Below are 18,969 nucleotides of genomic sequence, written 5' to 3' on the forward strand. Positions count from 1 at the left end.
AAGGTTACATCAAGGAAAATTTTCTTACCGATGGAACCTTTTTGTCGAACGGGCGTCCGGTGGCGGGCCGGGCGCACCCGGCCCGTAAAAAAGCGGCGTTACTTCAGCAGGGTTTCGATGCGGTCAAACAGACGTTCGGGCTTGGTGATCGGCGCAAAGCGCGTAACGCGCTGGCCGTCGGCGGTGAGCAGGAATTTGGTGAAATTCCACTTGATGCGGCGGCTACCCAAAATGCCGGGCGCCAGGCGTTTCAGCTCATTGAACAGCGGGTGCGCGCCGGGGCCGTTAACGTCTATCTTGCTGAACAGCGGGAAACTGACGCCGTAGTTGAGGCTGCAAAAGTTGGCGATCTCCAGCGGGCTGCCCGGCTCCTGAGAACCAAACTGGTTGCAGGGGAAGCCGAGTACCACCAGGCCGCGTTCGCGATAGTATTGCCACAAATTTTCCAGCCCGCGGTATTGCGGGGTGAAGCCGCACTTGCTGGCGGTGTTGACCACCAGGTAGGCGCGCGCCGGGAAATCGCCCAGCGTTTTTTGCTCGCCCTGCAGCGTGACGCAGGGGATGGATAACAGAGAGTGAATCATGCCGGGGCTCCAGGTGCGTTTCGGCGGGGGCTAAAAAGTTGCAATCAGTATAGATGAGCGGGGCGGGAGGGATAAAGCCGGGGCGAAGCCCCGGCCTATGTTGCGTCAGAAACGGCTATCGACCGCATCCGCCAGCATCGCCAGCAGCTGTTCGCTGTCGGACCAGCTCAGGCAAGGATCGGTGATCGACTGACCATAGGTCAACGGCTGGCCGGCGACGATTTTCTGCGTGCCTTCCACCAGGAAGCTTTCCGCCATCACGCCGGTGATGGCGGCGGAGCCGGCGCGGATCTGTTGGCAGACGTTGTCGGCCACTTCCAGCTGGCGGCGGTGCATCTTCTGGCAGTTGCCGTGGCTGAAGTCGATCACCAGGTGCTCCGGCAGATCGAACTCGCGCAGGCTGTCGCAGGCGGCGGCGATGTCGCTGGCGTGGTAGTTCGGCGTTTTGCCACCGCGCATGATGATGTGGCCATACGGGTTGCCGCTGGTCTGGTAGATGGTCATCTGGCCATGTTTGTCCGGCGACAGGAACATGTGCCCGGCGCGCGCCGCACGAATGGCGTCGATGGCGATGCGGGTGTTGCCGTCGGTGCCGTTTTTGAAGCCGACCGGGCAGGAGAGCGCCGAGGCCATTTCACGGTGGATCTGGCTTTCGGTGGTGCGCGCGCCGATGGCGCCCCAGCTGATCAGATCGGCGATGTATTGGCCGACCACCATGTCCAGGAATTCGGTGGCGGTCGGCAGGCCGAGCTGGTTCACTTCCAGCAGCAGGCGGCGCGCCATTTCGATGCCGCGGTTGACCTGGAAGGTGCCGTCCAGCGCCGGATCGGAGATCAGGCCTTTCCAGCCGACGACGGTGCGCGGTTTTTCGAAGTAGGTGCGCATCACGATTTCCAGACGATCCTGGTAGCGTTCGCGCAGGGCGTTCAGGCGGCCGGCGTAATCGACGGCGGCGTCGAGATCGTGGATGGAGCAGGGGCCGATCACCACCAGCAGGCGGCGGTCTTCACCGGTGAGGATTTTTTCTATCCGTTTTCGTGACGCTGTCACGTTATCGGCGATGGCCGCCGAGATCGGCAGCTTGTCTGCCAACGCTTGCGGCGTGACGAGGCTGTCGATGCGCGCGGTCCGCAGTTCATCTGTTTTGTGCATGATGTTCCCTGGAAACTGTTCTTCTCTGCGGCAGGAGTGCCGGGAAGTGATGGCGATCACAATAACGCAAAAAGCGCTGAATTCAACCGTAGAGATTGTGTTCTGTTGATCAAAGCCGCGAAAAAAAGCACAAAAAAATCAGCTGCTGCTGAAATAAACGGCAGACGGCGGGGCACGGTGGCCCCGCGAAGGAAGGCTCAGAACATGCGGCGGCTCATGCCGAGAATGTCGAGGATTTTGGTGGAGATCTCTTCGACCGAATAGTTGGTGGTGTTGAGGTAGCGGATCTGGTTTTTGCGGAACAGCGCCTCGACCTCGGCGATCTCCATGCGGCACTGGCGCAATGAGGCGTAACGGCTGTTCTCACGCCGCTCTTCGCGGATCGCCGCCAGCCGTTCCGGATCGATGGTGAGGCCGAAAAGTTTGTGCTGAAACGGTTTCAGCGAAGCCGGCAGGTGCAAATTGTCCATATCGTCGGCGATAAACGGATAGTTGGCGGCGCGGATGCCAAATTGCATCGCCAGATAGAGGCTGGTGGGGGTTTTGCCGCAGCGCGACACGCCGAGCAGGATCACCTGCGCCTGATCGAGGTTGCGCAGCGAAATGCCGTCGTCGTGCGCCAGGGTATAGTCGATGGCGGCGATGCGCGCGTCGTACTTGCCGAGGTTGCTGGCGGTCAGGCCGTGGGTGCGGTTCGGCACCGGCGTCGGCTCCACCTCCAGTTCGCCCTGCAGCGGGCCGACCAGCGCCTGCACGATATCCTGGCAAAAGCCCTCGCTCTGGACGATCACATCGCGCACTTCCGGCGAGATGATGGAGTAAAACACCAGCGGGCGTACGCCGGTTTCATGATAGATATCATTGATTTGCTGGCGTACAGCGCGAGCGCGCGCCTCGGTTTCGACAAACGGCAAGGTGTACGTGGTCGCCGTGACCGGGAACTGCGACAGCACCGCGTGCCCCAGCACTTCGGCGGTGATCGCCGTACCATCCGAAATATAAAAAACGCTTCTTTCCACCCGAGGCTCCTTACCTGAAAACGGTGTTCCTGCTGTCATCACTGTCAATATCATGGGCCGCAGACGATCCGCCGGTAAAGGGGCGAGGGAAAAAATTGTGACGGCGGGGCGGTAAACCGCGTCTTGCGGCCGCACCGGCGGGAAAGCGCGCTTTAGCGGGGGTAAAAATCGCGGCTCAATGAGGCTTTTCGAACCGAAGCGCAAATTTGCCGCTATTTTCACCAAAAACGGTAGCGTTTGCGTGGTCTTTAAAACAGAAGTTTAAAAAGAACGTAATTTGTTGAGAATTAAGCTTTTCGTGCGATTGGGAACGGTTCCCAGGCAAATCAGCCGGTTAGGACATTCTCTTAAAAACCACTTTCTTCAGTGGGTTGATCGATTCACCTTTCCATTTTCCCCGGATCAGTGTGCTAGTCTGATTCGGCTCCGTGTTGAGCGGCGCCGTAAAGCAAGCGAATTAAATCCGTCTTTACCCTACTGATAGCAATAAGGATTGTCTCGATGTCCAACAATGGCCCAGACTTGCGTAATGTGCTTTGGTACAACCAGCTTGGCATGCACGACGTTGACCGTGTCGGCGGCAAAAACGCCTCCCTCGGTGAAATGATCACCAATCTTTCCGATTTGGGCGTGGCCGTGCCGAACGGTTTTGCCACCACCGCACAGGCGTTTAACGATTTCCTCGAACAAAGCGGTGTTAACCAGCGCATCTATCAGCTACTGGATCAGACCGACGTTGACGACGTTACACAACTGGCCAAGGCCGGCGCCCAGATCCGCCAATGGGTGATCAACACGCCGTTCCACGCCGAGTTCGAGCGTGAAATTCATCAGGCTTACCAACAGCTCGCCGACGGCGAACCGGAAGCCTCTTTTGCGGTGCGCTCCTCCGCCACGGCGGAAGACATGCCGGACGCGTCCTTTGCCGGCCAGCAGGAAACCTTCCTCAACGTGCAGGGCATCGACGCCGTGATGGTGGCGATCAAGCACGTGTTCGCGTCGCTGTTCAACGACCGCGCCATCTCTTACCGCGTGCATCAGGGCTATGACCACCGTGGCGTGGCGCTGTCGGCGGGCGTACAGCGCATGGTGCGTTCCGATCTGGCCTCCTCGGGCGTGATGTTCACCATCGACACCGAGTCCGGCTTTGATCAGGTGGTATTTATCACCTCCGCCTTCGGCCTGGGGGAAATGGTGGTGCAGGGCGCGGTGAACCCGGATGAGTTCTACGTGCACAAACCGACGCTGCAAAACGGCAAGCCGGCGATCGTGCGCCGCAACCTGGGCTCGAAAAAGATCCGCATGGTGTACGCGCCGTCGCAGGACCATGGCAAGCAGGTGCGCATCGAAGACGTGCCGGAAGCGCAGCGCAGCCGTTTCTCGCTGACGGATGATGAAGTGCAGGCGCTGGCGCAGCAGGCGATCCTGATCGAAAAACATTACGGCCGCCCGATGGATATCGAGTGGGCGAAAGACGGCCATACCGGCAAGCTGCTGATCGTGCAGGCGCGCCCGGAGACCGTGCGCTCCAACGAGCAGACCATGGAGCGCTACCAGCTGAACGGCTCCAGCCCGGTGCTGGTGGAAGGCCGCGCCATCGGCCACCGCATCGGCGCCGGCCCGGTGAAAGTGATCCACGACATCAGCGAAATGGATCGCATCCAGCCGGGCGACGTGCTGGTCACCGACATGACCGACCCGGACTGGGAACCTATCATGAAGAAAGCCGCCGCGATCGTCACCAACCGCGGCGGGCGCACCTGTCACGCGGCAATCATCGCCCGTGAGCTGGGCATTCCGGCGGTGGTGGGCTGCGGCCACGCTACCGACGTGCTGAAAGACGGCCAGAAAGTCACCGTCTCCTGCGCGGAAGGCGACACCGGCTTCGTTTACAGCGATATGCTGGACTTCAGCGTGCAGAGCTCCGAAGTAACCGAGCTGCCGGATCTGCCGCTGAAGATCATGATGAACGTCGGCAACCCGGATCGCGCCTTCGACTTTGCGCGTTTGCCGAATGAAGGCGTGGGCCTGGCGCGGCTGGAATTTATCATCAACCGCATGATTGGCGTGCACCCGCGCGCGCTGCTGGAGTTCGACCAGCAGACGCCGGCGCTGCAAAACGAAATTCGCGCGCTGATGCAGGGATACGATCACCCGGTCGAGTTCTACGTCGGCCGCCTGACCGAAGGCATCGCGACGCTGGGCGCCGCCTTCTGGCCGAAGCGCGTGATCGTGCGTCTGTCCGACTTCAAATCCAACGAGTACGCCAACCTGGTGGGCGGCGACAAGTATGAACCGCACGAAGAGAACCCGATGCTGGGCTTCCGTGGCGCCGGCCGTTACGTGGCCGACAGCTTCCGCGATTGCTTCGCGCTGGAGTGTGAAGCGGTGAAACGCGTGCGTAACGACATGGGGCTGACCAACGTCGAAATCATGGTGCCGTTCGTGCGCACCGTGGCGCAGGCGGAAGCGGTGGTGGCCGAGCTGGCGCGTCAGGGGCTCAAGCGCGGCGAAAACGGGCTGAAAGTGATCATGATGTGCGAGATCCCGTCCAATGCGCTGTTGGCGGATCAGTTCCTTGAGCACTTCGACGGCTTCTCTATCGGTTCCAACGACATGACCCAGTTGGCGCTGGGGCTGGATCGCGATTCCGGCGTGGTGTCGGCGCTGTTCGACGAACGCAACGAGGCGGTGAAAGCGCTGCTGTCGATGGCGATTCAGGCGGCCAAGCGTCACGGCAAATACGTCGGCATCTGCGGCCAGGGCCCGTCCGACCACGAAGACTTCGCCGAGTGGCTGATGGAGCAGGGCATCGACAGCCTGTCGCTCAATCCGGACACCGTGGTGCAGACCTGGATTAATTTGTCGAAAAAGAAATAATGTCTCGGCATTGCTAAGGCATTAACGGCAGGCCGCAGTTTACGCTGCGGCCTTTTTATTTCTGAATGTAAATAACGGCGCGTAAAACAACCAATTTGGCGAAAAAAAGAATAAAAAAAAGCCCACCGTAGAAGATGGGCAAAGACTACACACAGCAATTTACATGTATGGCATTACATTGTTCAGAAAGGTTGCTTTAAAATCAGTGATTTGAAGCAATAGATGGCCATAATACTAGATTTTTGAACGCGACTAGTCATTAAGAATCATCCTAATCGATAGCGGCATCACATTTTATTTGCCGGCGTTATCTCTTTTTGCCGCTTGCAATAAACAGGGATTTACATTGCACCTTTCATTCCCCGAACCTCAATCAATATATAATGGCATTATATTTGGCAGAGATATTACTCGAATGAGGTAGGAAGAATGACGGGGAGAAATATTCCGCCCGACGATGCGGGCGGAAGGGGGATTAGCGTTTTTCCAGATCTTCGATGACTTGCTCCGGCGCGGTGGTCGGCTCCGGCGCTTCATTCATCCAGGCGGTCAGCAGGCGATAAGATACCGCCAACACCACCGGGCCGATGAACAGGCCAATCATGCCGAAGGCCAGCAAACCGCCGATAACGCCGGACAGGATCAGCAGCAGCGGCAGATCGGCGCCCATGCGGATCAGCACCGGGCGCAGCACGTTATCCAGCGTGGCCACCACGCAGCTCCAGACCAGCAGCACGGTGCCCCAGGTGGTATCGCCATGCCAGTACAGCCAGATGATGGCCGGCACCAGCACCAACAGCGGCCCCAATTGCGCCACGCAGCAGATGAAGATCAGCATCGTCAACAGGGTGGCGGCCGGAATGCCGCTCACCGCCAGACCGATGCCGCCCAGCACCGACTGCACCAGCGCCGTCACCACCACGCCCAGCGCGACGGCGCGGATCGCCTGGCCGCCCAACAGCACCGCCGCATCGCCGCGCGCAGAACCGAGGCGCACCGCAAAGTGGCGGATACCCAGTGCCACCTGCTCGCCGCGCGCATACAGCAATGCGCTGAACAGCAACATCAGCGCGCAGTGCAGCAGCAGACGGCCGATATGCGCCGCCTGCGCCACGAACCAGGTGGCGGTCTGGCCGAAGTACGGCTGCACCTTCGCCAGCAGCGCGGCGCCGCCGGCGTTAACCAGCGTGTGGTAGCTGGTGTAGAGCCTGTCGCCGATCATCGGCACGGCCTGCAGCCAGGCGAGGTCGGGAATGTGCAGCTTGCCCGGTGAACTGGCCCAGGCGATCAGCGGCGCGCTGTTATCCACCACGCTGCTGATCAGCAGGGAGATTGGCAGAATGAACAGCAGGATCAGCAGCAGGGTCATGACCAACACCGCCAGCGAGCGGCGGCCCCACAGCAGCTTTTGCAGTTTGAGCAGCAGCGGCCAGGTGGCGATCACCACCATGCCCGCCCAGGCGAAGCCGAGAATAAACGGTTGGATCACCCAAAAACAGGCGACGATCATGATGGCGATAAACAGCACGCCGAAAATAATTCGCGGTAAGTCGTAACGCGATTGCGGGAGTGGCATCAGTGGCTTCTCATCCTGGTCAATTAAATCCTTGGCACCGGCGAATCGGGGTGCCTGTCGGTCGGTATATCACCGCCGGGCGGCCGCCTGTGGCGGCGCTCGCAGGGCGGTAATAATGTGAATGCCTTCACTAAACGAGTATGTTAGTTTTTAGTGTCACTAAAAAATAGGGCGGGTCTGAATTAAAGGCCCGATTTAGCGTACATCAGCGCATAAAAAATAGACGGACAGGGTCAAAAAAGCGAATGATCCCACAGATTTCTCAGGCACCCGGCCTCGTTCAACGGGTGCTCGACTTTTTGGAAGCTCTGAAGCAAAACGGATTCAACGGCGATACCGCCACCAGCTACGCCGACCGGCTGACGATGGCCACCGACAACAGCATCTATCAACTGTTGCCCGATGCGGTGGTGTTCCCCCGTTCCACCGCCGACGTGGCGCTGATCGCCCGCCTGGCCGGGGAAGAACGATTCAAGACGCTGACCTTCAGCCCGCGCGGCGGCGGCACCGGCACCAACGGCCAGTCGCTCAATACCGGCATCGTGGTCGATATGTCGCGCCATATGAACCGCATTCTGGAGATCAACGTCGAACAGGGCTGGGTGAAAGTCGAAGCCGGGGTGATCAAGGATCAGCTGAATCAATACCTGCGGCCGTTCGGCTACTTCTTCTCGCCGGAACTGTCCACCAGCAACCGTGCCACGCTGGGCGGCATGATCAACACCGACGCCTCTGGCCAGGGCTCGCTGGTGTACGGCAAAACCTCCGATCACGTGTTGGGCCTGCGGGCGGTGCTGCTGGGCGGCGAGATGATCGACACCCGCGCCATGCCGACGGCGCTGGCGGAAACGATTGCTCTGGAAGAGACCGCCGAAGGGCGCATCTACCGCACGGTGCTCAACCGCTGCCGCGAGCAGCGTGCGCTGATCCTGGAGAAATTCCCCAAGCTCAACCGCTTCCTCACCGGTTACGATCTGCGCCACGTGCTGAGCGACGATCTGCAAACCTTCGATCTGACGCGCATCCTGACCGGCGCCGAAGGCACGCTGGCGTTTATCACCGAGGCGCGGCTGGACATTACGCCGCTGCCGAAAGTGCGCCGTTTGGTTAACGTGAAGTACGACTCCTTCGATTCGGCGCTGCGCAATGCGCCCTTTATGGTCGAAGCCAAGGCGCTGTCGGTGGAAACCATCGATTCCAAGGTGCTGAACCTGGCGCGTGAAGACATCGTTTGGCACTCGGTGAACGAACTGATCGCCGACGTGCCGGATAAAGAGATGCTCGGGCTGAACATCGTCGAGTTCGCCGGCGACGATCGGGCGCTGATCGACGGCCAGATGGAAACCCTGTGCCAACGGCTGGACGAACTGATCGCGCAGCGGCAGGGCGGCGTGATCGGTTACCAGATCTGCGGCGATCTGGCGGGCATCGAGCGCATTTACACCATGCGCAAGAAGGCGGTCGGGCTGCTGGGCAACGCCAAGGGCCGCGCCAAGCCGATTCCGTTCGCCGAGGACACCTGCGTGCCGCCGCAACACCTGGCGGACTATATCGTCGAATTCCGTCAACTGCTCGACGACCACCACCTGAGCTACGGCATGTTCGGCCACGTCGACGCCGGGGTGCTGCACGTGCGCCCGGCGCTGGACATGTGCGACCCGCAGCAGGAGGTGCTGATGAAGCAGATCTCCGATCGGGTGGTGGCGCTGACCGCCAAATACGGCGGCCTGCTGTGGGGGGAGCACGGCAAGGGGTTCCGCGCGGAATACAGCCCTGAGTTCTTCGGCGAAACGCTGTATGAGGAGCTGCGCCGCATCAAGGCGGCGTTCGATCCGGATAACCGCCTGAACCCGGGCAAGATCTGTTCGCCGCTGGCGGTGGAGGCGCCGATGATGCAGGTGGACGCGGTCAAACGCGGCACCTTCGATCGCCAGATCCCGGTCGAGGTGCGCACCTCGTTCCGCGGCGCGCTGGAGTGCAACGGCAACGGCCTGTGCTTCAACTTCGACGTGCGCAGCCCGATGTGCCCGTCGATGAAGATCAGCGGCAACCGCATTCATTCACCGAAAGGGCGGGCGACGCTGGTACGCGAGTGGCTGCGTCTGTTGGCCGAGCAGGGCGTCGATCCTTTGGCGCTGGAGAAACAGTTGCCGCAGCAGCGAGTCAGCCTGCGCGGTTTGATCGACAAGACCCGCAACAGCTGGCACGCGGGCAAGGGCGAGTATGATTTCTCGCACGAAGTGAAAGAGGCGATGTCCGGTTGCCTGGCCTGCAAGGCCTGTTCCACCCAGTGCCCGATCAAGATTGACGTGCCGGGATTCCGTTCGCGCTTCCTGCAGCTCTACCACACCCGCTATCTGCGCCCGGTAAGCGACTACATGGTCGCCGGCGTGGAGAGCTATACCCCATTGATGGCCCGCGCGCCGAAGGTGTTCAACTTCTTCTTCCGCCAGCCGTGGCTGCGGGAGATGAGCCGCAGCGCCGTCGGCATGGTCGATCTGCCGCTGCTGTCCAGCCCGACGCTGCGTCAGCAGCTGTCCGGCCACCGCGCGACCACGCTGACGCTGGAGCAGCTGGAAGGGCTGAGCGCCGAGCAGCGCGCAGAGCATGTGCTGATCGTCCAGGATCCGTTCACCAGCTATTACGACGCCAACGTGGTGGCTGACTTTGTCCGGCTGGTGGAGAAGCTCGGCTATAAACCGGTGCTGCTGCCGTTCTCGCCGAACGGCAAGGCGCAGCATGTGAAAGGTTTCCTGACGCGCTTTGCCCGCACCGCGCGCAAAACCGCCGATTTCCTCAACCGCGTGGCGCAGCTCGGCATGCCGCTGGTGGGCGTCGATCCGGCGCTGGTGCTGTGCTACCGCGACGAATACCGCGAGATCCTCGGCGCCGAACGCGGCGATTTCCAGGTGCAGCTGGTGCATGAATGGCTGCAGCAGCGGATCGCGGATCGCGTCGAACAGCCGGCGACCGGCGAGCCGTGGTATCTGTTCGGCCACTGCACCGAAACCACCGCGCTGCCGGCCAGCGGCCAACAGTGGGCGGCGATCTTCGCCCGCTTCGGCGCCAAACTGGAGAACGTCAGCGTCGGCTGCTGCGGCATGGCGGGCACTTACGGCCATGAAGCCAAGAACCTGCAAAACTCGCTCGGCATTTATGAGCTATCATGGCATCCGACGCTGCAGCGTTTGCCGCGGCAGCGCTGCCTGGCGACCGGCTATTCCTGCCGCAGCCAGGTGAAACGCATCGAGGGCAATGGCGTGCGCCACCCATTACAGGCACTTCTGGAGATGATTGAGTGAAATTGTGGAAACGTGAAACATCGCTGGAGCAGCTGAACCGCGCCGGCGACGGCTGCATGGTCAGCCATGTGGGCATCGAGTTTACCCAGCTGGGCGAAGATTTCCTCGAGGCGACCATGCCGATCGATGGTCGCACCCGGCAGCCGTTCGGGCTGTTGCACGGCGGGGCGTCGGTGGTGTTGGCGGAGTCGATGGGATCGATGGCCGGCTACCTGTGCAGCGAAGGCGAGCAGAAAGTGGTGGGGCTGGAGATCAACGCCAACCATCTGCGCGCGGTGTTCGATGGCCAGGTGCGCGGGGTGTGCCGCGCACTGCACGTCGGCCGTCGCCATCAGGTGTGGCAAATCGAGATCTTCGACGCGCGCGATCGGCTGTGCTGCACTTCGCGTCTGACCACGGCGGTCATCGACTGATTCCTGCCGGTTTCCGCAGGCCGCCGGCCTGCGGAGCCTTTTGCCTTACAGCTGAAACGGCACGCGTTTGACGAAGTCCTTCTGAAACGCGTTCGCCTTCTCCCAGGTGCCTTCCATTGCATATTTTTGGCAGATCAGCGTCAGCGTGTGGCGGGCGAAGTGGTAGCTTTGCACCCGAAACAGCTGGCAGCGCTGTGGGTTGTTGATCTCGACGATCAGGCGGTTGTGCAGCTTGCTGAGCGCGTGCAGGTAGCTGTCGTCGTCGCCGTTCTCCAGACACAGATTGGCCATGGTGAGGCTGACGCTGTTGTACCGCTTCAGATGGTCGATATTGCATTCCGGGCGCCGCAGCGCCGCTTCGGCCATATAAAAGTCCACCGTGGCGTCGCGCACGCTGAATTTGTAGTCATCAATCTTGCCCAGCAACCATGCGTTGATCGAAAGAGTCATTGGCTTCGCGCTCAAATTCAAACTGAATGATAATCATTATCATATAAACTGCCGCGTTGCCGATCAATCCCGGCGCTGCGTTTTTTTATTGCGTAGGAGGGGAAAAGACCGCCGCCGACCCAACTTAATCCTGAGCGACTAAACTTTAACCTGAGGGCCGCGCGCCTGCGCCGCGCCACGAAATGGCGATAAACGCACGTTTACGACAGACAGAATGCAGAAATAGGTATTTTCTATGAATGTTTAGATCGGCAACGCACCGCAGCGCTGTAACGCTGACGGGCCACCGGGGAGTGCGGTACGGTGATGCAGGATAGATAACGAATTCATAGGGATAGCATGCACACCTTGCCGCCTGACGCCGCAAGCCGCCACGGGTGTCCCGTTGGCTTGCCGCGCGCCGCAGCGAAAAACCGCGCTCGCGGCGGATACCCCCGCAAAACAAACGGTTGAAGTGATAATCGTTATCACTAACATATAAGCAACCCAGATTGGCTGTGGCCAAACACGAGTGTGAGGTAGACCCTATGCAAACGGAAAATGTCGGCACTTTTTCTCTGGATGAAAATGTCTGGCAAGGCATTTCGCTCAGCGACAGCGCCGTACGACAAATAACGAAACTGATGCAGCAGGATCCGCAGGTGAAAGGGCTGCAGCTAGGGGTGAAACAATCCGGCTGCGCCGGCTTTGCCTATGTGCTGGATCTGACCCGCGAACCCGCCGATGACGATCTGCTGTTTGAGCGCGACGGCGCCAAACTCTATGTGCCGCTGAAGGCCATGCCGTTCATCGACGGCACCACGGTAGATTATGTCCGCGAAGGGCTGAATCAGATATTCAAATTCAACAACCCTAAAGCTCAGCATGCCTGCGGGTGCGGCGAGAGTTTTGGCGTTTGAGCGATGCAATCAACATGACACGAAGCAATGTAGAAATGCCTAATGAAGTGCAGGCTTGGGTCAGCGAAGGTCGCTACAAAGAAGGTTTCTTCACCCAGCTGGCAACCGATGAGTTGGCCAAAGGCATCAACGAAGAGGTGGTGCGCGCCATCTCCGCCAAGCGCAACGAACCCGAGTGGATGCTGGAATTCCGCCTCGAGGCCTACCGCGCCTGGCTGCAGATGGAAGAGCCGCACTGGCTGAAGGCCAATTACGATCGCCTGAACTACCAGGACTACAGTTACTATTCGGCGCCGTCCTGCGGCAGCTGCGACGATGCCTGCGGTTCGCAACCCGGCGCCGAGCAGCAACCGGGCGCGGCGACGGAAAAAGATTACCTGACCAGCGAAGTGGAACTGGCGTTCAACCAGCTCGGCGTGCCGGTGCGCGAGGGCAGCGAGGTGGCGGTGGACGCCATCTTCGACTCGGTCTCGGTCGCTACCACCTACCGTGAAAAACTGGCGGAGAGCGGGGTGATCTTCTGCTCGTTCGGCGAAGCGATCCAGGAATACCCGGATCTGGTGCGTCAGTACCTGGGCCGCGTGGTGCCCTCCAACGATAACTTCTTCGCCGCGCTGAACGCCGCGGTGGCCTCCGACGGCACCTTCGTCTATGTGCCGAAAGGCGTGCGCTGCCCGATGGAGCTGTCGACCTATTTCCGTATCAACGCCGCCAAAACCGGCCAGTTCGAGCGCACCATCCTGATCGCCGACGAAGGCAGCTATGTCAGCTACATCGAGGGCTGTTCCGCCCCGGTGCGCGACAGCTACCAGCTGCACGCGGCGGTGGTGGAAGTGATCCTGCATAAAGACGCCGAAGTGAAGTATTCGACGGTGCAGAACTGGTTCTCCGGCGGCGACAGCAAGGGCGGCATCCTCAACTTCGTCACCAAGCGCGCGCTGTGCGAAGGCGCCGGTTCGAAAATGTCCTGGACCCAGTCGGAAACCGGCTCGGCCATCACCTGGAAATACCCGAGCGTGATTTTGCAGGGCGACAATTCGATCGGCGAATTCTTCTCGGTGGCGCTGACCAGCGGCCATCAGCAGGCGGACACCGGCACCAAGATGATCCACATCGGCAAAAACACCAAGTCGACCATCATCGCCAAAGGCATCTCCGCCGGCCACAGCGAGAACACCTATCGCGGCCTGGTGAAAATCCTGCCGGGGGCGGAAAACGCCCGTAACTTTACCCAGTGCGACTCGATGCTGATCGGGCCGGACAGCGGTGCCCACACGTTCCCTTACGTTGAAGCGCGCAACAACAGCGCTCAGCTGGAGCACGAAGCCACCACTTCGAAGATCGGCGACGACCAGCTGTTCTACTGTCTGCAGCGCGGCATCAGCGAAGATGACGCCATTTCGATGATCGTCAACGGCTTCTGCAAGGACGTTTTCTCCGAGCTGCCGCTGGAATTCGCCGTCGAGGCGCAGAAACTTTTGGCCATCAGCCTGGAACACAGCGTGGGTTAATCGCCGCATTTTTAGCGCCGTCGGCGCTATCTGAGGACACAGCATGTTAAGCATCAAGAATTTGAAAGTCAGCGTGGAAGGCAACGAGATCCTCAAGGGATTGGATCTGGAGATCAAACCGGGCGAAGTGCACGCCATCATGGGGCCGAACGGCTCGGGCAAGAGCACGCTGTCCGCCACGCTGGCCGGGCGCGAAGAGTACGAAGTGACCGACGGGGAAGTCACCTTCAAGGGCAAGGATCTGCTGGATCTGGATCCGGAAGATCGCGCCGGCGAAGGCGTGTTCCTGGCCTTCCAGTACCCGGTGGAGATCCCCGGCGTCAGCAACAACTTCTTCCTGCAGACGTCGGTCAACGCGGTGCGCAAATACCGCGAGCAGGAGCCGCTGGATCGCTTTGACTTCGCCGATTTCATCGAAGAGAAAATCGCGCTGCTGGATATGCCGGCCGATCTGCTGACCCGTTCGGTCAACGTCGGCTTCTCCGGCGGTGAGAAAAAACGCAACGACATTCTGCAGATGGCGGCGCTGGAGCCGGATCTGTGCATTCTCGATGAAACCGACTCCGGTTTGGACATCGACGCGCTGAAGATCGTCGCCAACGGCGTCAACTCGCTGCGGGACGGCAAGCGCGCCTTTATTATCGTGACCCACTATCAGCGCATTCTGGACTACATCAAACCGGATTACGTACACGTGCTGTCCCAGGGGCGCATCGTCAAATCCGGCGATTTCTCGCTGGTGAAACAGTTGGAGGAGCAGGGCTATGGCTGGCTTACCGACCAACAGTAACTCAAACGCGCTGCAGCAGCTGTATCGCCTGTTCGAAGGCCGCGGCGGCGAGCGTTCGCCGCATGCGCTGGCACACTGGCAGCAGGCGCTGCGCCTCGGCTGGCCGACGCGCAAGCATGAAAACTGGAAATATACGCCGCTGGAGGGCCTGCTGGAGCAGCAGTTCCTCGAGCCGCAGCCCGCGCCGGTGAGTACAGAGCAGCTCGACGCGCTGGCGCTCGGCATCGACGCCTGCCGGCTGGTGTTTATCGACGGCCGCTATAGCGCCGCGCTCAGCGATGGCGAACTGGGCGACTACCAGTTCGAGTTGACCGCCTACGGCACGCCGCAGGCGCTGCCGGAGCCGATCCAGCCGGAGATTTTCCTGCACCTGACCGAAAGCCTGGCGCAGGAAACCAGCCTGATTCGTTTGCCGCCCGGCAAGGCCCCGGCCCGCCCGCTGTACCTGCTGCACATCAGCAGCGGACGCGGCGCCAGCGGGGAGGTGAACACCGTGCATCATCGCCATCATCTGGAGATCGGCCGCGGCGCCGAGGCGCAAGTGATTGAACACTATGTCAGCCTGGGCGAGGCCGCGCACTTCACCGGCGCGCGCCTGACCGCCAACGTGGCGGACAACGCCGGGCTGTTGCACTGCAAGCTGGCGTTTGAGAGCCGGCCGAGCTACCACTTTGCCCATAACGATCTGGTTATCGGCCGCGACGCGCGGGTGAAAAGCGACAGCTTCCTGCTGGGCGCCGGCCTGACACGGCACAACACCAGCGCACAGCTGAATGGCGAAGGCGCAAACCTGGTGATCAACAGCCTGGTGCTGCCGGTGGGCAAAGAGATCTGCGATACCCGCACCTATCTGGAGCACAACAAAGGCTATTGCGAAAGCCGCCAGCTGCATAAAACCGTGGTCAGCGATCGCGGCAAGGTGGTGTTCAACGGCATGATCAAAGTGGCCAAGCACGCGATCAAAACCGACGGCCAGATGACCAACCATAACCTGCTGTTGGGTAAGGTGGCGGAAGTGGATACCAAGCCGCAGCTGGAGATCTACGCCGACGACGTCAAATGCAGCCACGGCGCCACCGTGGGGCGTATCGATGAAGAGCAGCTGTTCTATCTGCAGTCGCGCGGCATCGACAAACACGCGGCGCAGCAGATGATCATCTTCGCCTTTGCCGCCGAGCTGACCGAAGGCATCGCCAACGACATCATCCGGGAACGGGTGCTGGCGCGTATCGCCCAGCGCCTGCCGGGGGAGGCCGCATGAGTTATCCGATTGAGCGCGTGCGCAGCGATTTCCCGCTGCTGGCGCGTGAGGTGAACGGCCAACCGCTGGCCTATCTCGACAGCGCCGCCAGCGCGCAGAAACCGCAGGCGGTGATCGACCGCGAGCTGGCGTTCTACCGCCACGGCTATGCGGCGGTGCATCGCGGCATCCATACCCTGAGCGCCGAGGCGACCCAGCAGATGGAAGCGGTGCGGGAACAGGCGGCGCGCTTTATCAATGCCGCCTCGGCGGAAGAGATGGTGTTCGTCAAGGGCACCACCGAAGGCATCAACCTGGTGGCCAACAGCTTCGGCCGCCACCTGCTGCAGCCGGGCGATGCGATTCTCATCACCGAGATGGAGCACCACGCCAACATCGTGCCGTGGCAGATGCTGGCGCAGGAACGCGGGCTACAGCTGCGGGTGTGGCCGCTGCAGCCGGACGGCACGCTGGATCTGGCGCGGCTGCCGGAGCTGGTCGATGCGTCCTGTAAACTGCTGGCGCTGACCGAGGTCTCCAACGTGCTGGGCACCGTCAACCCGGTGCGCGACATCATCGCCCGCGCCAGAGCTCTGGCGCCGAATTTGACGGTGCTGGTGGACGGCGCGCAGGCGGTGATGCATCAGCGCGTCGATGTCCAGGCGCTGGACTGCGATTTTTACGTGTTTTCCGGCCACAAGCTGTACGGCCCTTCCGGCATCGGCATGCTGTATGGCCGCCAGGCGCTGCTGCAGCAGATGCCGCCGTGGGAAGGGGGCGGTTCGATGATCCGCCAGGTCAGCCTGACGGCGGGCACCACCTTCGCCGATCCGCCTTGGCGCTTCGAGGCCGGTTCGCCGAACACCGCCGGCATCATGGGGCTGGGGGCGGCGTTCGATTATGTCGAAGCCCTGGGCCTGAATGCGATCCACGATTATGAACAGTCGCTGATGCACTACGCGCTTGAGGCGCTCAGGCAGGTGCCGACGCTGAAAGTCTATGGCCCGGCCCATCGCGCCGGGGTGATCGCCTTCAACCTGGGGGAACACCACGCTTATGACGTTGGCAGCTTCCTCGACCAGTACGGCATCGCCATTCGCACCGGCCACCATTGCGCCATGCCGCTGATGGCGTTTTATCAGGTGCCGAGCATGTGCCGCGCTTCGCTGGCGTTATATAATACCCGCGAAGAGGTGGACCGGCTGGTGGCCGGGCTGCAACGCATTCATCAGCTATTAGGCTAGGCCGGGGCGTGTCCCCGGCGATACAAAAGGATCCCCATGGCGAATTTGCCGGACAAAGATAAATTGGTGCGTAATTTCTCCCGCTGTTTGAACTGGGAGGAGAAATACCTGTACGTGATTGAACTCGGCGCCAAATTGCCGCCGCTGGACGAGGCCGAGCGACAGGCCGGCAATCTGATCTCCGGCTGCCAGAGCCAGATGTGGATTGTGATGCGCCTCGATGAGCAGGGGCAGGTCGAGTTTCATGGCGACAGCGACGCGGCGATCGTCAAAGGGCTGCTGGCGGTGGTGTTTATTCTGTATCGTCAATTGACGCCGCAGCAGCTCGTCGAGCTCGACGTGCGGCCGTTTTTCGCCGAACTGGCGCTCAGTCAACACCTGACGCCATCGCGTTCGCAGGGATTGGAGGCGATGATCCGCGCCATTCGCAGTAAAGCCACGCAGCTGGCCTGAGCCTGAACGCCCCTCGTCCTTGAAGGCTCATTGATACATTCGCTTTGTCAATGAGTCTTTACAATCTACTGTTTCCCTCCCGATGACACCCCCAATTTAGTGATATTTCAGCAGCTTATCCGTTGACGTTTCGTTGACAATCAGCGGCGGTAATTACGTTATAACGTGTTGATTTTTAGAGAACTTATTGCCTTTGATACCAGCATTGCTAGTATTAATCAGGTATTGTCTGATTTACCCGCCGCCAGGCGCTGGTTAGCCTTGGGGACGAACCGTCATAAAAAATATAGGGATGATAATGAAACGTGCGTTGAGTTTAATGGGCATGGTCTTCGCCACCGTACTGGCTGGCACGCAGGCCGCCAGTGCGACCGAATACCCGCTGCCGCCGCCGGACAGCCGCCTGATCGGTGAAAACACCACTTATACCGTGCCAAACGACGGCCGTCCGCTGGAGGCGATCGCCGCCGACTACAAGATTGGCCTGCTGGGCATGCTGGAAGCCAACCCCGGCACCGACCCGTTCCTGCCGAAGCCGGGCACAGTGCTGACCATTCCGACCCAAATGCTGCTGCCCGACACCAAGCGTGAAGGGATCATCGTCAACCTGGCCGAGCTGCGCCTTTACTACTATCCGAAAGGTGAGAACAAAGTGATCGTCTATCCGATCGGTATCGGCCAGACCGGGATGCATACGCCGCTGGAGGTGACTTCCATCAGCCAGAAGATCCCTAACCCGACCTGGACGCCTACCGCCAACATCCGCAAGCGCTATCAGTCTCAGGGCGTGACGCTGCCTGCGGTAGTGCCGGCCGGCCCTGAGAACCCGATGGGGCTGTTCGCCCTGCGTCTGGCGATGGGGCGCGGTGAGTACCTGATCCACGGCACCAACGCCAACTTTGGCATCGGTATGCGCGTCAGCTCCGGCTGTATTCGTCTGCGCCCGACGGATATCGAGGCGCTGTTCAATATGGTGCCGCGCGGTACGCGGGTGCAGGTGATCAACGACCCGGTGAAGATTTCGGTCGAGCCGGACGGCAAGCGCTATGTGGAAGTGCACCAGCCGCTGTCGCGGGTAGAAAGCGACGATCCGCAGACCATGCCGATTGCGTTGTCTAAAGCGGAGAAAGCCTTCGTGGCGGATGGGCAAACCGATCGCGCCGTGTTCGATAGCGCGGTTGTACGCCGCTCTGGCATGCCGGTGCTGGTCAACGTGGGGGAGAACCCGTCTGAGGTGAGTTTGACGCCTGTAGCGGCGCCTGCGGCGAATAAGAGCCCATTCAAGGCTGCACCGATCAGTGCGGTAAACTAGGTTTGCGGGATTGAGCGTGACTAGTCCTGATATAGGTTGACACTTTTCAGCCGGATAACGCCCGATGAACCTCATCGGGCGTTTTGTATTTCAGCGACAGGTGCGGCCGCTGTGTGTTGTAGATGTTCACCGACTCCCTGACCA

15 protein-coding genes are annotated in these 18,969 nt (G+C 60.5%); 10 read left to right on the forward strand and 5 right to left on the reverse strand.

The features are described from left to right. Window positions 1–98: 98 nt before the first annotated feature. The 3 genes from M6G53_RS21365 to ppsR all read right to left on the reverse strand — a co-directional run bounded on the left by M6G53_RS21365 (window position 99) and on the right by ppsR (window position 2,794). Window positions 99–584: a glutathione peroxidase gene (locus M6G53_RS21365; RefSeq protein WP_038871031.1), complete on the reverse strand. Its 486-nt coding sequence runs from the start codon at window positions 582–584 to the stop codon at window positions 99–101. A 105-nt stretch (window positions 585–689) separates the two neighbouring features. Beyond that, on the reverse strand, window positions 690–1,736 hold the full coding sequence (locus tag M6G53_RS21370) for a 3-deoxy-7-phosphoheptulonate synthase (protein WP_015377715.1): 1,047 nt from the start codon (window positions 1,734–1,736) through the stop codon (window positions 690–692). Between the two features lie 197 nt (window positions 1,737–1,933). After that, window positions 1,934–2,794 (reverse strand): posphoenolpyruvate synthetase regulatory kinase/phosphorylase PpsR, encoded by an 861-nt coding sequence (gene ppsR / locus M6G53_RS21375; RefSeq protein WP_253334342.1) that lies wholly within the window; start codon window positions 2,792–2,794, stop codon window positions 1,934–1,936. 462 nt (window positions 2,795–3,256) lie between these two features. Here ppsR and ppsA point away from each other — a divergent pair, with 462 nt between their 5' ends. Then, the gene (gene ppsA, locus M6G53_RS21380) at window positions 3,257–5,635 is read left to right on the forward strand and encodes a phosphoenolpyruvate synthase (protein ID WP_253334344.1); all 2,379 of its coding nucleotides are present in this window, start codon (window positions 3,257–3,259) and stop codon (window positions 5,633–5,635) included. Window positions 5,636–6,110: 475 nt separating this feature from the next. Here the strand turns inward: ppsA and ydiK are convergent, their stop codons facing one another. Then, complete coding sequence (gene ydiK, locus M6G53_RS21385) at window positions 6,111–7,211, reverse strand: AI-2E family transporter YdiK (protein ID WP_253334346.1); 1,101 nt, start codon at window positions 7,209–7,211, stop codon at window positions 6,111–6,113. Window positions 7,212–7,456: 245 nt separating this feature from the next. Between ydiK and ydiJ the strand changes: the two genes are divergently transcribed. Continuing rightward, window positions 7,457–10,513 (forward strand): D-2-hydroxyglutarate dehydrogenase YdiJ, encoded by a 3,057-nt coding sequence (gene ydiJ, locus M6G53_RS21390; protein ID WP_253334348.1) that lies wholly within the window; start codon window positions 7,457–7,459, stop codon window positions 10,511–10,513. Beyond that, the gene (menI, locus tag M6G53_RS21395; protein ID WP_253334349.1) at window positions 10,510–10,926 is read left to right on the forward strand and encodes a 1,4-dihydroxy-2-naphthoyl-CoA hydrolase; all 417 of its coding nucleotides are present in this window, start codon (window positions 10,510–10,512) and stop codon (window positions 10,924–10,926) included. The genes ydiJ and menI overlap by 4 nt, the downstream gene beginning before the upstream one ends. A gap of 45 nt (window positions 10,927–10,971) precedes the next feature. Here menI and M6G53_RS21400 read toward each other — a convergent pair whose 3' ends face one another. Beyond that, a complete protein-coding gene (locus tag M6G53_RS21400) occupies window positions 10,972–11,376 on the reverse strand; it encodes a hypothetical protein (RefSeq protein ID WP_004931369.1) in 405 nt (134 codons plus the stop codon). Between the two features lie 527 nt (window positions 11,377–11,903). Here M6G53_RS21400 and sufA point away from each other — a divergent pair. The 7 genes from sufA to M6G53_RS21435 all read left to right on the forward strand — a co-directional run bounded on the left by sufA (window position 11,904) and on the right by M6G53_RS21435 (window position 18,825). After that, window positions 11,904–12,275, forward strand: coding sequence for a Fe-S cluster assembly scaffold SufA (sufA, locus tag M6G53_RS21405; RefSeq protein ID WP_004931368.1), 372 nt, complete (start codon window positions 11,904–11,906; stop codon window positions 12,273–12,275). A 14-nt stretch (window positions 12,276–12,289) separates the two neighbouring features. Continuing rightward, window positions 12,290–13,786 carry a Fe-S cluster assembly protein SufB gene (gene sufB, locus M6G53_RS21410; protein WP_253334350.1) on the forward strand — a complete coding sequence of 499 codons (1,497 nt, stop codon included), beginning with the start codon at window positions 12,290–12,292 and terminating at the stop codon, window positions 13,784–13,786. Between the two features lie 43 nt (window positions 13,787–13,829). Then, a complete protein-coding gene (gene sufC / locus M6G53_RS21415) occupies window positions 13,830–14,576 on the forward strand; it encodes a Fe-S cluster assembly ATPase SufC (RefSeq protein ID WP_253334351.1) in 747 nt (248 codons plus the stop codon). Then, window positions 14,551–15,837, forward strand: a complete 1,287-nt coding sequence (sufD, locus tag M6G53_RS21420) for a Fe-S cluster assembly protein SufD (RefSeq protein ID WP_253334352.1) — start codon at window positions 14,551–14,553, stop codon at window positions 15,835–15,837. Before sufC ends, sufD begins: the two co-directional genes overlap by 26 nt. Then, entirely contained in the window at window positions 15,834–17,060 is a 1,227-nt protein-coding gene (gene sufS, locus M6G53_RS21425; RefSeq protein WP_253334353.1) for a cysteine desulfurase SufS, read from the forward strand. The genes sufD and sufS overlap by 4 nt, the downstream gene beginning before the upstream one ends. A 36-nt stretch (window positions 17,061–17,096) precedes the next feature. Then, window positions 17,097–17,513: a cysteine desulfuration protein SufE gene (sufE, locus tag M6G53_RS21430; protein WP_253334355.1), complete on the forward strand. Its 417-nt coding sequence runs from the start codon at window positions 17,097–17,099 to the stop codon at window positions 17,511–17,513. 298 nt (window positions 17,514–17,811) lie between these two features. After that, window positions 17,812–18,825: a L,D-transpeptidase family protein gene (locus M6G53_RS21435; RefSeq protein ID WP_253334357.1), complete on the forward strand. Its 1,014-nt coding sequence runs from the start codon at window positions 17,812–17,814 to the stop codon at window positions 18,823–18,825. The last annotated feature ends 144 nt before the right edge of the window (window positions 18,826–18,969 follow it).

This window comes from Serratia nevei (genome assembly GCF_024160145.1).
Classification (GTDB): Bacteria; Pseudomonadota; Gammaproteobacteria; order Enterobacterales; family Enterobacteriaceae; genus Serratia; species Serratia nevei_A.